15 protein-coding genes are annotated in these 14,280 nt (G+C 63.9%); 5 read left to right on the top strand and 10 right to left on the bottom strand.

The features are described from left to right. A partial coding sequence (locus FF80_RS08990) for a hypothetical protein (RefSeq protein WP_035099504.1) occupies positions 1-404 on the bottom strand: 404 nt, incomplete at its 3' end. A gap of 159 nt (positions 405-563) precedes the next feature. Then, on the bottom strand, positions 564-1,772 hold the full coding sequence (locus tag FF80_RS08995; RefSeq protein ID WP_035099506.1) for an ROK family transcriptional regulator: 1,209 nt from the start codon (positions 1,770-1,772) through the stop codon (positions 564-566). Between the two features lie 190 nt (positions 1,773-1,962). On the opposite strand from FF80_RS08995, the gene FF80_RS09000 reads away from it, so the two are divergent. Next, positions 1,963-3,366 (top strand): sigma-54 dependent transcriptional regulator, encoded by a 1,404-nt coding sequence (locus tag FF80_RS09000; RefSeq protein WP_035099508.1) that lies wholly within the window; start codon positions 1,963-1,965, stop codon positions 3,364-3,366. 9 nt (positions 3,367-3,375) lie between these two features. Here the strand turns inward: FF80_RS09000 and FF80_RS09005 are convergent, their stop codons facing one another. The 3 genes from FF80_RS09005 to FF80_RS09015 form a co-directional block, all read right to left on the bottom strand. Next, positions 3,376-3,618 carry a BrnA antitoxin family protein gene (locus tag FF80_RS09005; RefSeq protein ID WP_035099644.1) on the bottom strand — a complete coding sequence of 81 codons (243 nt, stop codon included), beginning with the start codon at positions 3,616-3,618 and terminating at the stop codon, positions 3,376-3,378. A 135-nt stretch (positions 3,619-3,753) separates the two neighbouring features. Further along, positions 3,754-5,397, bottom strand: coding sequence for a chaperonin GroEL (gene groL / locus FF80_RS09010; RefSeq protein WP_035099511.1), 1,644 nt, complete (start codon positions 5,395-5,397; stop codon positions 3,754-3,756). 48 nt (positions 5,398-5,445) lie between these two features. Beyond that, complete coding sequence (locus tag FF80_RS09015; RefSeq protein ID WP_035099513.1) at positions 5,446-5,736, bottom strand: co-chaperone GroES; 291 nt, start codon at positions 5,734-5,736, stop codon at positions 5,446-5,448. Between the two features lie 331 nt (positions 5,737-6,067). Between FF80_RS09015 and FF80_RS09020 the strand changes: the two genes are divergently transcribed. The 4 genes from FF80_RS09020 (at position 6,068) to FF80_RS09035 (ending at position 9,564) form a co-directional block, all read left to right on the top strand. Further along, positions 6,068-7,873 (top strand): glycosyltransferase family 39 protein, encoded by a 1,806-nt coding sequence (locus tag FF80_RS09020; protein ID WP_035099516.1) that lies wholly within the window; start codon positions 6,068-6,070, stop codon positions 7,871-7,873. A 70-nt stretch (positions 7,874-7,943) separates the two neighbouring features. After that, the gene (locus tag FF80_RS09025; RefSeq protein WP_035099519.1) at positions 7,944-8,306 is read left to right on the top strand and encodes a DUF427 domain-containing protein; all 363 of its coding nucleotides are present in this window, start codon (positions 7,944-7,946) and stop codon (positions 8,304-8,306) included. Positions 8,307-8,364: 58 nt separating this feature from the next. Beyond that, complete coding sequence (locus FF80_RS09030) at positions 8,365-8,559, top strand: hypothetical protein (RefSeq protein WP_035099521.1); 195 nt, start codon at positions 8,365-8,367, stop codon at positions 8,557-8,559. Between the two features lie 39 nt (positions 8,560-8,598). Next, complete coding sequence (locus FF80_RS09035; RefSeq protein WP_035099523.1) at positions 8,599-9,564, top strand: DMT family transporter; 966 nt, start codon at positions 8,599-8,601, stop codon at positions 9,562-9,564. A 92-nt stretch (positions 9,565-9,656) separates the two neighbouring features. Here FF80_RS09035 and FF80_RS09040 read toward each other — a convergent pair whose 3' ends face one another. The 5 genes from FF80_RS09040 to hisS all read right to left on the bottom strand — a co-directional run bounded on the left by FF80_RS09040 (position 9,657) and on the right by hisS (position 14,175). Beyond that, positions 9,657-10,409, bottom strand: coding sequence for a TSUP family transporter (locus FF80_RS09040; RefSeq protein WP_035099526.1), 753 nt, complete (start codon positions 10,407-10,409; stop codon positions 9,657-9,659). Between the two features lie 66 nt (positions 10,410-10,475). Further along, positions 10,476-10,721, bottom strand: a complete 246-nt coding sequence (locus FF80_RS09045) for a hypothetical protein (RefSeq protein ID WP_035099529.1) — start codon at positions 10,719-10,721, stop codon at positions 10,476-10,478. A gap of 13 nt (positions 10,722-10,734) precedes the next feature. Further along, complete coding sequence (hisG, locus tag FF80_RS09050; RefSeq protein ID WP_035099531.1) at positions 10,735-11,442, bottom strand: ATP phosphoribosyltransferase; 708 nt, start codon at positions 11,440-11,442, stop codon at positions 10,735-10,737. Continuing rightward, positions 11,439-12,503 carry an ATP phosphoribosyltransferase regulatory subunit gene (locus FF80_RS09055; protein WP_052153343.1) on the bottom strand — a complete coding sequence of 355 codons (1,065 nt, stop codon included), beginning with the start codon at positions 12,501-12,503 and terminating at the stop codon, positions 11,439-11,441. The genes hisG and FF80_RS09055 overlap by 4 nt, the downstream gene beginning before the upstream one ends. Before the next feature lie 175 nt (positions 12,504-12,678). Continuing rightward, positions 12,679-14,175, bottom strand: a complete 1,497-nt coding sequence (gene hisS / locus FF80_RS09060; RefSeq protein WP_035099533.1) for a histidine--tRNA ligase — start codon at positions 14,173-14,175, stop codon at positions 12,679-12,681. Positions 14,176-14,280 lie beyond the last annotated feature (105 nt).

Genomic DNA, 14,280 nt, shown 5'->3' on the forward strand with positions numbered 1-14,280 from the left:
GGGCCGATGTGGCGGCGGCCGGGACCGGGGCGGGCGGCGCGTTCCTCGATTTCAGCGACGGCCTCGGCGACCTGGCGGATGACGGTGCCCAGAACGGAAATATCGGCCTCGACGCCTTCAAGGCGCCCCCCGGCATCCAGATCTGTCAGCGCATTGATGCGCTGGCCCAGCACGGCGCCGGCCTGGGCGTCGGTGGCGAGGAGGCGCGAGAGATCTTCAATGGCTTTTTCGAGCCGGCGTTCGGCACGCTGGCGCAGGCTGCGTTCGAGCAGGACCACGCAGACGCAGCCAAAGACCACCGCGGCGAGAATTGCTTCGGCCGGGGTGAACGTCAGGCCGAAATAGGCGATGGCGCCAATGCCGGCCGCTGCAAACCCGATGAATGTGTAAACCAGTGCCTGCACGGGCGGACCTGAACCCTTTCCACGCGCCGGGATTCGGCTTCCCCTTCTAGCATCGCCCTCCCCCGGGCAAAAGCGGCATAGCTAGGTTTTGCAGGGGATACCCCCTCCTAACCTCCCCCTGATAGGGGGAGGGATCTCTCCGCGACCAGGGCCGACGCGTCAGGTAACCAGCAGATGCCAGCTGCGGGAGAAATAGCGGCGGTAGAGGTGGAGCTGGGCGGCGCCGGTGGCGGCGGCAGAACTGGCCTGGACGCCCGGCTCGACACGCGGGCGCGGACGCACCAGATTGGGAATCTGGGACAGATAATGCGTGGTCCGCTCGAGCAGGCGGGTCAGGATGGCGCGGGGAATGACCCCGTCGATCACGGCCTTTTCGATATCGATCATGGCGCGGGTGCTGAGCACGGCGGTGGCCAGGGCCCGGCCGGCCTCATCGATCCAGGCGGAGGCGACGGGCTCGAGCGCAGCCCAATCCCAATCCTGCGGGAAGCCGGGCGGGCGGCGCATTCCGGCCTCGATCAGGCGCCGATCCAGCGCATAGAGCGAGGCCACCATATGGGCATAGGTGGGGGCACCGTCGGGGCCGGCGACGATGACACTGCCCAGATCGGCGGCATTGCCGGAAGGGTCCTCCCACAATGCGCCATTCATGACGATGCCGGCACCGACAAAGGTGCCGACCTGGAAATAGGCAAAGGTGGTGGGGCGCGGCAGCGGCTGGGCCAGAATTTCGGCCCAGCAGGCGGCGCTGCCATCGTTGAACCAATTGGTGGGCAGGCCAGTGGCCGAGGCCAGGCGGGCGGCCGCATCGGTGCTGCGCCAGAGCTCGACCTGTTCGGGGGGACCGCCGATGCGGACGATACTGCCGTGGATGAAGGTGGGCGTGGCAAGGCCGATGCCGACCAGCCGGTCATGGTCCTGGGGGGCCATGGCGTCGCGCATGATTTGTATATCAGCCGCGATATCGGCGAAAATCGTGGTTGCGTCGGGATATTCGTAGCTGGACCGCAGGGTGGCGAGAGTGCGCCCGGCCAGATCGTAGAGCAGGACTTCGCGGTGGTGCCAGCCGATTTCCACGCCAATGCAATAGGCGCCGCGCGGATTGAGAAAAATGGGGGTGGCCGGCTGGCCGCGGCGGCCGCGCAGCACCTCGCCGCGCATCACCATGGAGCGGGCTTCGAGATCGGAGACAATGCGGGAGGTAGTTTGGGGCCCGAGCCCGGTGCGCCGGGCCAGATCGGCATTGGACAGACCGGGGAAAATGGCGACCAGCGTCAGCACCGCCCGTTCATTGGCGATGCGCACCCCGGCCTGGGCAACGCCGCGGCTGATGGGCTCGAACATATCGATGGGAGATTGGTCTTCCATGGCGGCGACTTAACCGTGTGTGCGTGCGGCGATCAAGCACCGAAACGACATGCTCGAATACGGTTTATTTACCCTGTTGACCAACAATCGGGGCAACACCGGAGATGGGCGCCATGCCGGCGCGCAGAAGCCGGGCGGATTTGACGTTTAAAGGACCGGCCGTATGGCGATGCACACTCGAAGCGACAGCATGTCGCAGGGCCGTTTGCTGCTGGTCGAGCGCGACGCGGCCGCCGCGCAGCTCACCGCCGAAGGCCTGGCGCAGAACCTGGTCACGGCACCGCGAATCACCCTGGCCGCATCCGGACGGCAGGCGGCCGAGGCCCTGCGTGAGGGACGTTTCGATATTGTATTGGCAGATCTGTCGAGCCTGGGCGACCTGGATGAGCGGAGCGATGAGGCCGTGGCGCGGATGACGCGGCTGGCCAATGGCGCGCTAATGCTGGCGCTATCGGACGGGGCATCTGTTTCGGCGGCGGTGGGCGCGATGCGTGCCGGGGCGCATGATTACATGGCCAAGCCCGTGACCGGGCCGGCGCTGGCCGCCAAGATCGGCGAATTGGCCGAGCGGCATGGCAAGGGCCGCGCGCTCAGCCTTGAGGCCAATAGTGGCGGGCGAATGGCCGATTATGCCGGATTTATCGGCGCCTCGAGCGCCATGCAGTTCGTTTATGAGCAGATCGGGCGGATCGCCACATCGTCAGCCCCGGTCTTCATCACTGGCGAAAGCGGCACGGGCAAGGATGTGTGCGCCGAGGCGCTGCACGCCGAAGGGCCGCGGGCCGGCAAACGCATGGTGGCGATCAATTGCGCGGCCATTCCGCGCGATCTGATGGAAAGCGAATTGTTCGGCGTGGCGCGGGGCGCCTTTACCGGCGCGCATGAGGACCGCAAGGGCGCGGCCGAACTGGCCGATGGCGGCACGCTGTTTCTCGATGAAATCGGGGAAATGGACCTGTCGTTGCAATCCAAGCTGCTGCGATTCCTGCAAACCGGGACCTTGAGCCGGGTCGGCGAATCGGGCGTGCGGCGGGTGGATGTGCGGGTGATCTGCGCCACCAATCGCAACCCGATGCAGCTGATTTCGGAGAAAAAGTTCCGCGAGGACCTGTTCTACCGGCTGCATGTGCTGCCTATTCATCTGCCGCCACTGCGGCAGCGGCCGACCGATATCATGGTGCTGGCGCGGCATTTCCTCGAGCATTACGGGCGGGAAGAGCACAAGGGCTTTTCGGGCTTTACGAGCGAGGCCGGTGCGGTGCTGGCGGCGGCGAACTGGCCGGGCAATGTGCGGCAATTGCAGAACCTGGTGCGGCGACTGGTGGTGATGTTCGACGGCGGGGAAATCACCGCCGCGATGCTGTCAGCGGCCGATGTGGAATCGCGCGGCACGATGGCCGTATCGACACCCTTGGTAGGGCGGCGGCCGGCGATCCTGCCGATGTGGCAGCAGGAACAGCGCATTATCGAAGACGCGATTGCCAGCTTTGGCGGCAATGTCTCGCTGGCAGCAGCGGCGCTGGAAATCAGCCCATCGACCATCTATCGCAAGCGGCAAGGCTGGGCGGAAATGGGCGTGGCCGGCGCGGCTTAGCGCCAAACGCTATTCCAGCCCAGCGCTCGCCCGCAGGGCGGCGTTGATGCGGTCTTGCCAGCCGGGACCGTCTTCCTGGAAATGCTCCAGCACATCGCGGTCGAGGCGCAGCGAGACCAGTTCCTTGCCGCTGGGCGGGGTTATCGTCTTTGGCGCGGGCGCGGCTTTGGCCGGCTTGCTGGTTACCGCCTTGAAGGCGGCTTCGGCCTGATCGAGGGCGCTGCCGCCGCGGCGCATGGGTGGTCGTGTCATGATCGGCTCCCTTTTCTCCGTTTTGCCATCGGGCGGCATTGCCGACAACGAAAAAGGCGCGGTGTTTCCACCGCGCCTCCTGCAAAGTCCGTGACTGGGAAGTAACGAGACTTCGTAGCTCGGGATGAGGCTGGATTAGAAATCCATGCCACCCATGCCGCCCATGCCGCCGCCGCCACCCGGCATTGCCGGTGCTGCGTCCTTGGGGGCTTCAACGATGAGCGCTTCGGTGGTGATCAGGAGCGACGCAACCGAAGCTGCGTCCTGGAGCGCGGTGCGAACCACCTTGACCGGATCGATAACGCCGAGGGCAACGAGATCACCATATTCGCCGGTCGCGGCATTGTAGCCGAAGGTCAGCGAGGCATTCTCGAGGATCTTGCCGACGACGACGGAGCCTTCGGCACCGGCATTGTTGGCGATCGTGCGCACGGGCTCCTGCAGAGCGCGCTTGACGATGGCGATACCAGCAGCCTGATCGGCATTGGCGCCCTTGACGGTCATGGCGTTCGAAGCACGCAGCAGCGCAACGCCACCACCAGCAACAATGCCTTCTTCAACGGCAGCGCGGGTGGCGTTCAGCGCATCGTCGACGCGGTCCTTGCGCTCCTTGACTTCGACTTCCGTCGAGCCGCCAACCTTGATCACTGCAACGCCACCGGCGAGCTTGGCCAGGCGTTCCTGCAGCTTTTCCTTGTCGTAGTCCGAAGTGGTTTCTTCGATCTGCGCCTTGATCTGGCCAACGCGACCCTGGATGTCTTCCTTGGTGCCGGCACCATCGACGATGGTGGTGTTTTCCTTGGTGATTTCAACGCGCTTGGCAGTGCCCAGCATGTCGATGGTCACGTTCTCGAGCTTGATGCCGAGATCTTCGGAAATCACCTGGCCACCGGTCAGGATGGCAATGTCTTCCAGCATGGCCTTGCGGCGATCGCCGAAACCCGGAGCCTTGACGGCAGCAACCTTGAGGCCGCCACGCAGACGGTTGACGACGAGGGTCGCAAGAGCCTCACCTTCAATGTCTTCGGCAATGATCAGCAGCGGGCGCTGGCTCTGCACAACCGATTCGAGGATCGGCAGGATGGCCTGGAGATTGCTCAGCTTCTTCTCGTGCAGAAGGATCACGGGATCTTCGAGAACCGCGGTCATCTTCTCGGCATTGGTCACGAAGTAGGGGCTGAGGTAGCCGCGGTCGAACTGCATGCCTTCAACGACATCGAGCTCGGTCTCGGCGGTCTTGGCTTCCTCGACGGTGATCACACCCTCGTTGCCGACCTTTTGCATGGCTTCGGCAATCATGTCGCCGATGGCGGATTCGCCGTTAGCCGAGATGGTGCCGACCTGAGCGACTTCCGAAGACGACTTGATCTTGGAGGAAGCAGCCTTGAGCGAAGCCACGACTTCGTCAACAGCCAGATCGATACCGCGCTTGAGGTCCATCGGGTTGAAGCCGGCGGCAACAGCCTTGACGCCTTCGACAACGATGGCCTGACCCAGAACGGTCGCGGTGGTGGTGCCGTCGCCGGCAATGTCATTGGTCTTGGAAGCGACCGAACGCAGCAGCTGGGCGCCCAGGTTTTCGAACTTGTCTTCCAGTTCGATTTCCTTGGCGACGGTCACGCCGTCCTTGGTGATGCGCGGGGCGCCGAAGGACTTTTCGATAACGACGTTACGACCCTTGGGGCCGAGCGTTACCTTGACGGCATTTGCCAGGATGTTGACGCCGCGCAGCATCTTGTCGCGGGCATCGGTCGAGAATTTGACTTCTTTAGCGGCCATGTGAGGCGCTCCTTAAATTCGGACAAAAAGAATGGGCAACAGAAGGGATTAGCCTTCGATGATGCCCATGATGTCGGATTCTTTCATGATCAGCAGGTCTTCGCCGTCGACCTTGACCTCGGTGCCGCTCCACTTGCCGAACAGCACGCGGTCGCCGGCCTTGACGTCGAGCGCCACGGTCTTGCCAGCGTCGTCACGGGCGCCGGGGCCTACGGAGACGATCACGCCCTCGGAGGGCTTTTCCTTGGCGGTGTCGGGGATGATGATCCCGCCTTTAGTCTTTTCTTCGCTGTCGAGGCGACGGACGACCACGCGGTCGTGCAGAGGACGGAAGCTCATGATTGCTCCTATGGCATCAATTTCAATGCAATATCGGACCTGTTAGCACTCGATATCGGAGAGTGCTAACAGGGTGCCGTGGATATAGGAGGGGGGCTTTGCGGAGTCAAGACAAACGCACCCGGCCGAAAGCAAACTTTGCCTAGTCCGCGACAGTGAATTTATCACGACAGCCATCCCAAAACTCGAAGTCACCCCGGCGCAGGCCGGGGTGACACCGTGGGCGTGTGAAATGTGGCCGTCAGCTCTGCCACCCTAAAATCAAACCATTGCCGCCTAGCCATCGCCGCTATACCACAAGGGCCGATTTTCCCAGGTATTTGGACGCGTCATGGCCAGCACCGATGTTTCTCCCCGCTCGTCCGCCAATCCAGCGGTTTGGGCGCTTGTTCTAATCGGCGTTGCGCTGGTGCTGCGGCTGTGGGGGGCGACGACCATCGGGCTGGGCACGGGGGAGGCCTATTATGTCAGCAGCGCCCGCGAGCTGCATCTGAGCTATTTCGACCAACCGCCGCTGTCGCTGTGGATCATCTGGGCGACCATGCAACTGACCGGCTCGGAAGCGGTGTGGGTGCTGCGGCTGCCGTTTGTGCTGATGTTCGTGGTGACCTCGTGGCTGGTGTACCGGCTGGGCGAGCGGGTGCATTCGGGCTGGGCAGGCTTTTATGCCGTGCTGATCCTGAATGCCTCGGCGATCTTTTCGCTCTCGGTGGGCAGCTGGCTGCAACCAGATGCGCCGATGATGCTGTTCTGGGCGGCCACGTGTCTGGTGCTGGTCGATATTTTCTGCGGGCAAGGTGGAGAGCGGCCCTGGCGCAGTTGGCTGCTGGCCGGGCTATGGCTGGGGCTGACGCTGCTGTCGAAATATCATGGCGCCTTTATCGGGCTGGGCGCGGCTATTTTCATGCTGGCCAACGCCAATGCGCGCCGCTGGTTTGCCCATCCGGCGCCCTATGCCGCAGCGCTCCTGGCGCTGGTCATCTTCCTGCCGGTGCCGATCTGGAATGCACAGAACCACTGGGTGTCCTTCGCCTTCCAGGGCGGGCGGGCGCTGGCCGAGGAAGGCTGGGACTGGGCGCGGCTGATCCGCATGATCGTGGGGCAATTGCTGTATATCGTGCCATGGCTGGCGCTGCCGGCTATCTGGGTTGGGCTGCGCGCCATTTTTGCCGGACCACGTGCGCAATATCCGGAAGGCAGTGTACCGGGCGCTGCCGCGCTGCTGGCCTATATCGGTGTGCCGCCGGTGATCTTCTTCACGCTCGTCGCCCTGTGGTCGGATACCCAGTTCCATTTTCACTGGCAGGCGCCAGGCTATATGTCGCTGTTCATCATCCTCGCAGCCGCCACCGCCGTCATCGCGCGCCGCCACGCATGGCTGATCCGCTCGTGGCTGGGCGCGACCGTGGCTGTTACCGTGCTGCTGATCGGGGCGCTGCTGAGCCATGCGGCGACGGGCTGGGCGCGGCAGGCATTTCCGGGCCAATGGGAGGACCCCACCGTGCCGCAAATGGCCTGGACCGAGGTGGGCGAAGCGCTCGACCGGCTCGGTGCCTTTGCCAATCCCGCTACGTTTGTGGGCAGCCTCAACTGGATCGATTGCGGGTATCTGGACGCGCAGACCGCCGGCCGCGTGCCGCTGCCCTGCATTGGCGAGGATCCGCGCAATATCGCCTTCAATGTGGACCTGGCGGACCTGGCCGGGCGGAGCGGCTATTTCGTCACCCGCACCAGTGATCCGCAGGCGGCGATTGCGTATCTGTCGCCATTGTTCGACAGCGTGACACTGGCCGAGAAGGTCGATATCCACCGCAATGGACTGGTGGAAATTCCCGACCTGCAAATCCTGGCGGCGACCAATTTCCATTTCGAGGGGCCAGTGCCCGGGGTTTCGGGCCGGAGTGTTTCGCTGCTGGAACTGCCACGTACCGCCATTACCCATGTCGAGGGGGAGTTGAGCGGCTCGGGCAATGTGGAGCTGTGGTTTGATGGCGCGCTGCTGGGCTCGGCCCAGGGCTCCGCGCCCTTCGCCTTCGACACCACTGCTGGCTGGAATGTCGGGGCGCGCAATGTGACGCTGGAAATCCGTGGTGACGAGGGTGTGCAATTCACCAACGTCTCGATCACCCGGCAGTAGGCCGGGGTGGTGCTTCTATCGCAACCCAGGCCAAATTGCTGCGTTGGGATAGGGTAACAGGAGACGCCTCATGGCAAGCCAATGCCTCGACAAGGATATCAAGATCAGACCGGCACAGGGCCGGGTGCATGTCATTTATGACGGCGCCGAGATTGCCAGTTCGCTCAATGCGCTTGAACTGGACGAGCCGGGTGCGCCGCTGCGGATCTATCTGCCGCGCGAGGATGTGCAGCCGGGGATTCTGGAAGCCTCGGAAACCAAGACGGTGTGCCCCTATAAGGGGGAAGCGTCCTATTATACGCTCAAGACACTGACCGCGACCGGGCCGGACCAAGCCTGGTATTATCCCGACCCTTGCCCGCTGGTCGAACCGATCCGCGACTATCTGGCCTTTTGGGGCGATCGCATCGAATACAGGCGCAGCGACGTGTAGAGGCCAAATCGCCAAAAACCCTCTTCCCCCTCGCCGCCACCTGCTGCATAAGACGGCCATGACCCAATTCACCGCACCCCTCGCCATCAAGCTGCGCCTCAAGGGCGGCAGCGGCCCCAATGCAAACTGGCACTGGGAGATTCACGACGCCGACGCCAAGGTCATCAAGACCGGTAGCGCTGTGGGCCCCGAGCACAAGGCTTTCGCTACCGCGCGTATCGCCAAGGAAAAGCTAGAGCAGACCGCCGGCTAAAAGGCCGGCCCAACGCTGCCCTGGCAGCACGAGAGTTTCGTGACCGTTCCGAAAGCCGCCAGTGCCCCTTCCGCTCACGCCGGTGGCACACGTCCGCTGCGCGGCATCGGGCTCAAGATCGCTTCGGTCTGCATTTTTGTCATCATGGCCACCTGCCTGAAGGCGGCCGAAGGCATTCCGGCCGGCCAGCTGGTGTTCTATCGCTCGCTCTTTGCCATTATTCCGGTGATCGGCTGGCTGGTGTGGAAACGCCAGCTCGTTGCCGGCCTCAAGACCGCCAATCCGCTGGGGCATGTGCTGCGGGGGCTGATCGGGGTGGCCTCGATGGGGCTGGGCTTTTTCGGGCTGACCAAGCTGCCGCTGCCCGAATCCACTGCCATTGGCTATGCCTCGCCGCTGCTGCTGGTCATTTTGGGCGCGCTGCTGCTCAAGGAACGCGTGTTCATCTATCGCTGGACGGCGGTCATTGTCGGGCTCGCGGGCGTCGGCATCATGCTGTGGCCGCGGCTGACGCTGTTGACCCATCCCGCAGGCCTGGGCGCCGAGGAAACGCTGGGTGTCATCGCGGCCCTCGGCGCGGCATTTCTCAGCGCCTTTGCCATGCTGCAGGTGCGCCGCCTGGTGCAGACCGAGCGCACCGAAGCCATTGTGCTATATTTCTTCGTCACGGCGAGCCTGCTCTCGCTGCTGACCGCGCCCTTTGGCTGGGTCTGGCCCAATCCGCAGCAGGCGGCATTGCTGGTCACGGCCGGGATAGCGGGCGGTATCGCACAGATTCTGCTCACGGCCTGCTATCGCTATGCGGACCTGTCGGTCATCGCGCCGTTTGAATATACCTCGCTGCTGCTGAGCCTGATTATCGGCTATGTGATTTTTGGTGATATTCCCACGCTGATGATGATGATCGGCGCCTCGATCGTGGTTTGCTCGGGCATATTCGTGGTGCTGCGCGAGCACTATCTGGGGCTCGACCGGATCAAGTCGCGCGAAGCTAATACACCTTAGGACCGGTCAATATTCAGGTGATGCTTGGCATGGGAAAGGCCCCCTCACCCGGCCAAAGGGGCCGACCTCTCCCCCAAAGGGAGAGGTGAAGATCAGCGGAAAAAGATCAGCTTCAGCGCCAGGGCGATCGACACTATTGCGACGACGGGCCGGATGACCTTGGCGCCGTAGCGGATGCCGGTGCGGGCGCCGATATAGCCGCCGGCCAATTGGCCGATCGCCATGGCGATGGCGGCGGGCCAGACCACGTCACCGGCCGGGATGAAAATGACCAGCGCCGCAAGATTGGACACCAGGTTCAGCGCCTTGGTGTGGCCCGAGGCGCGGGTGAGCCCGAGGCCGAACAGGGTGACGAAGCCGATAGTGAAGAACGAACCGGTGCCGGGGCCGAAAATGCCGTCGTAAAAGCCGATGACCAGGCCCATGAGCGGCACGAAGCGGGCAAAGGGCAGGCGCGCGGCCTTATCGGCATCGGACAGGTTTGGCGCGAAGACGAAGTAGAGCGCGATGCCGATCAGCGCGATGGGCACAGCCAGGGTCAGCAGGCTGGTATCGAGCTGCTTGACCGCCAAGGCGCCGCAGAAGCTGCCGGCGAAGGTGAGCGCGATGGCGGGGAGCAGCGTCTTGAACGCGATGAAGCCGCGGCGCCAATAGGTGAAGGTGGCCATGGCGGTGCCGACCACGCCCTGCAGCTTGTTGGTGGCAAGGGCCGCGACCGGCGGCAGGCCGGCTGCCAGGAGCGCGGGAATGCCGACCATGCCGCCGCCGCCGGCAATGGCATCGACAAAACCGGCCAGCATGCCGACCGCAGCCAGCGCGAGGAGAATCAGTGGGTCGGAAATCATGTCGGGCCTGGTGGGTCGGGAGCGGCGGCGTGTTGTGGGGCAAATAGCGGCAGCCGGCAAGCTGGCTTAGTCGCCGCCGCCCCCGCCATCTCCACCGCCACCACTATCTCCGCCGCTGTCGTAGCTGGAATGACCATCGCCGTGGTGGCGATCGCTGCCATCGGGGCTGGCTCCATTGTCGCCATAGCTTGAGCCGGAATCGCCGGAACTGCGCGAGAGGCGGCGCCGGTTGATACGGCCACGGCGCTTCCGGACGACGGACCAGGCCGAGAGGCCAATCAGGGCGAGCGGGAGGAGAAAGAGCCAATCCATCTGCCTGCCCCGATCAGAAACTGGTTTCCGCCGATAGGCGAGTCAGCAGCGATTGCATGCTGGCGCGGCGCTCGGGCGACCAGCCGGCAGTGCGCGAGACGATCAGGCAGGCCTGGCTTTGCAGCATGACGCCATCTTCGAGGACGCGCAGATTGTTGGCGGCCAGGGTCGAGCCGGTGGTGGTGATATCGACCACGATATCGGCAACGCCCGAAGCGGGGGCCGCTTCGGTGGCGCCCAGGCTTTCGACGGTACGATATTCGGCAATGCCGGCCTTGGCGAAATGCTGGCGGGTGATGGTGATATATTTGGTGGCAATGCGCAGCCAGCGGCCGTGGCGCGAGCGGAAATCGGACGCCACATCGGCCAGATCGTGCAGATGAGTGACATCGATCCAGGCATCGGGCACGGCGACGACGACATCGGCATGGCCGAAATCGAGCGTCTTGGCGAAGGCGACCGATTGGGGACCGGTTTCGCTGGTTTCGTGGATGAGATCGCGCCCGGTGACACCGATATCGATATTGCCGCGGATCAGTTCGCGGGCGATTTCGGAGGCGGGGAAGAAACGCACGGTGACGTCGGGCAGCCCCTCAATGGCCCCGAGATAGGAGCGCGCGCCGCCAGGGCGGGAAATGGTCAGGCCGTTTTGAGCGAACCAATCGCGGGTGAGTTCTTCAAGGCGGCCCTTGGAGGGGACGGCGAGGGTGATGCCGGTCATGAGCGGACCTCCTGCTCGAGGCGATCGACCCAGACGGCGCAGCCGGAAGCGGCGATGGGGGCTTTGGCGCCGAGGCGTTCGAGCAGGCGGTCATATTGGCCGCCCGAGGCCAGCACGTCGCCATTGGGCCCGGTCATTTCGAAAACGATGCCGGTGTAATAATCGAGCCGCGGGGAAAAGCTGGCATCGAAGCTGACGCGCGCTTCGCCCAGGCCATTGAGATGACGGCGAATGGCGCGGATGGGGGCCCCGAGCATGAGGCGGTGTTCAGCGGCAAGACCCTCAATGCGGGTTAGCGCCTGCAGGACCGGGCCAGAAATGGCCAGGTAATCGCGCAGCAATTTGAGCGTGCTGGCGGGCACGTGGGCGGCGTCCAGCGCCTGTTGTTCGAGATAGCGGTCGGCGATTTCTTCGGGGGTACGGCCCTCGGAAAGGCTGAGGCCGGCGGCAACCATTTGCTCGGTAACATCGGCCACGAGCGCGTCGCGGGACAGCTGCTGTTCGCGCGGAAGGTCGGGGGCCAGTTCGAGCCGGGTCAGCAGGCGATCGAGCGCTTCGGTATGGCCGAAACGGTGACGGATGCGCGAGCGCCATGGATCGGGCATGTCGGCCTGGGCCAGGAGCGCTTCGAAGAGCCCTACCCCGCCCAGACGGACGACGGGGCTGACGCCGAAAATGGAGAGCGCGGCGCGGGCGAAGGTGAGCACCTGATCGAGCGCCACATCGCCATCGCGCTGGGCGAGCAATTCAATGCCGCCCTGATCGAATTCGGCAGCGCCGGTTTCGCGCTGGCGGAAGATGGCACCGAGATAGGAGAAGGCCGCCGGTTCGCCCACGCCATTGGCGATGTAATCGGCCACGATGGGGAGGGTAAAATCGGGGCGCAGGCAATATTCGGCGCCGGAGGCATCCGTGGTGAGCAAGAGGCGGCGGCCGAATTCCTCGCCGGCGAGATCGAAATAGGGATCGGCCGAGAGCAGCAATGGCGGAGTGGCGCGGGTGGCGCCCTGGGCTTCGACCAGGGATTCGAGGTTAGCGCGGCGGAGGGCGGCGCCGGTCATGATGTGGCTCCCCTTGCCTCTCCCTGGGGGGAGAGGTCGGCGCAACGCGCCGGGTGAGGGGGCCTCCCGCGATCAGCGAACCAAGAAAAGGCCCCCTCACCCGACCCTGACGGGTCGACCTCTCCCCCAAAGGGAGAGGTGAAGGAGCGCAACGCCAGCGATAGAGTGATGAGCATCATTGTTCGCTCAGCAGTTTCTGGATGGCGGCCACCAAGTCACCGCGCTTGACTTCGAACTGGCCAGGCCTTGCGGCTTTCCATTCGGCGTTGTCGGTGATGGCGGCGGCGGCTTCTTTCCCGGCGATCAAATCCTTGATCTGGATGATGCCCTGGTCGCGCTCCTGGCTGCCTTCGATGATGACGGCGGGCGAATTGCGCTTATCGGCATAGGAGACCTGTTTGCCGAAATTCTTGGTATTGCCGAGGAACATTTCGGCGCGGATGCCGGCATTGCGCAACTCGGCCACCATGGCCTGGTAGGAGGGCGTCTGGTCCTTGTCCATGACGAGGACGACGACGGGGCCGACCGGCTCGCTCGAGGCGATATTGCCGGTGAGCTTGAGCGCGTTGAACAGGCGCGAGACGCCGACGGAAAAGCCGGTGGCGGGCACGGGTTCGCGACGGAAGCGGGAGACCAGGCCATCATAACGGCCACCGCCGCCCACCGAGCCGAAGACCACGTCCTGGCCCTTTTCGTTCTGGACCTTGAAGGTCAGTTCGATCTCGAAGACCGGGCCGGTGTAATATTCGAGGCCGCGCACGACGGAGGGGTCGAGAATGACGCGGCCACCAAAGCCGGCGGCACTGACCAGGCCAAAAATGGCGGCCAGTTCCTGCACGCCTTGCAGGCCCGTTTCCGAGCCGCCGATCAGGCCAGCAAGGGCATTGATAGTGGCGATGACATGGGCATTGCTGCCCTTTTCCACGCCATCGGCGGGTACGCCGCTTTCGATATAGCCGACAAGGGTCGCGATCTGGGCTTCGGTGAGGCCGGCACCTTTGGTGAAGTCGCCGCTTTCGTCCTTGCGCCCGGCCCCGAGCAGCAGCTTGACGCCATTGGTGCCGAACTTATCGAGCTTGTCGATGGCGCGGAGCACGGTGAGCTTTTGCTCGTCGGTGGTGACGCCGGCGGCGTCAAGCACGCCATCGAGCACTTTGCGATTGTTGACGCGGACCACGTATTTGCCGGCCAGGCCGAGCGCATCCATGACATCGGCCATCATCATGCACATTTCGGCATCGGCCTCGGGGCCACCGGCGCCGACCGTATCGGCATCGAATTGCATGAATTGACGGAAGCGGCCGGGGCCGGGCTTTTCGTTGCGGAAAACATAGCCCTGGCGATAGGAGCGGTAGGGCTTGGGCAGGGTTTCGAAATTTTCGGCAAAATAACGGGCGAGCGGCGCAGTGAGATCATAGCGCAGGCTCATCCACTGCTCGTCATCGTCCTGCAAGGAGAAGACGCCGGCATTGGGCCGGTCGGTATCGGGCAGGAACTTGCCGAGGGTTTCGGTGAGTTCGAGCAACGGGGTTTCGACCGGGTCGAAGCCATAACGCTCATAGACTTTCCTGATCGTGTCGATCATGGCGCCAACGGCAGCGATTTCGCCGGGCGTACGGTCCTCGAAGCCACGCGGCAGGCGCGGGGCGATGAGCTTGGCTTTTTCGGTCATTTTGGGCAGTCCTTCGGGAACGGGCCGTTGTTAGCGGATCGGGCATGGAGGGGCAACAGCAGAGCGGGGGAATGTGCCCCCTCGCTTTCGGGTAAAAGCGAGGGG

The organism is Devosia sp. LC5, assembly GCF_000735585.1.
Lineage (GTDB): Bacteria > Pseudomonadota > Alphaproteobacteria > Rhizobiales > Devosiaceae > Devosia.

What these genes read in the sequence shown, in the direction of transcription:
- FF80_RS08995 (WP_035099506.1), bottom strand. Translation starts at nt 1,772, where the DNA reads ATGGAAGACCAATCTCCCATCGATATGTTCGAGCCCATCAGCCGCGGC.
- FF80_RS09000 (WP_035099508.1), top strand. Translation starts at nt 1,963, where the DNA reads ATGTCGCAGGGCCGTTTGCTGCTGGTCGAGCGCGACGCGGCCGCCGCG.
- FF80_RS09005 (WP_035099644.1), bottom strand. Translation starts at nt 3,618, where the DNA reads ATGACACGACCACCCATGCGCCGCGGCGGCAGCGCCCTCGATCAGGCC.
- groL (WP_035099511.1), bottom strand. Translation starts at nt 5,397, where the DNA reads ATGGCCGCTAAAGAAGTCAAATTCTCGACCGATGCCCGCGACAAGATG.
- FF80_RS09015 (WP_035099513.1), bottom strand. Translation starts at nt 5,736, where the DNA reads ATGAGCTTCCGTCCTCTGCACGACCGCGTGGTCGTCCGTCGCCTCGAC.
- FF80_RS09020 (WP_035099516.1), top strand. Translation starts at nt 6,068, where the DNA reads ATGGCCAGCACCGATGTTTCTCCCCGCTCGTCCGCCAATCCAGCGGTT.
- FF80_RS09025 (WP_035099519.1), top strand. Translation starts at nt 7,944, where the DNA reads ATGGCAAGCCAATGCCTCGACAAGGATATCAAGATCAGACCGGCACAG.
- FF80_RS09030 (WP_035099521.1), top strand. Translation starts at nt 8,365, where the DNA reads ATGACCCAATTCACCGCACCCCTCGCCATCAAGCTGCGCCTCAAGGGC.
- FF80_RS09040 (WP_035099526.1), bottom strand. Translation starts at nt 10,409, where the DNA reads ATGATTTCCGACCCACTGATTCTCCTCGCGCTGGCTGCGGTCGGCATG.
- FF80_RS09045 (WP_035099529.1), bottom strand. Translation starts at nt 10,721, where the DNA reads ATGGATTGGCTCTTTCTCCTCCCGCTCGCCCTGATTGGCCTCTCGGCC.
- hisG (WP_035099531.1), bottom strand. Translation starts at nt 11,442, where the DNA reads ATGACCGGCATCACCCTCGCCGTCCCCTCCAAGGGCCGCCTTGAAGAA.
- FF80_RS09055 (WP_052153343.1), bottom strand. Translation starts at nt 12,503, where the DNA reads ATGACCGGCGCCGCCCTCCGCCGCGCTAACCTCGAATCCCTGGTCGAA.
- hisS (WP_035099533.1), bottom strand. Translation starts at nt 14,175, where the DNA reads ATGACCGAAAAAGCCAAGCTCATCGCCCCGCGCCTGCCGCGTGGCTTC.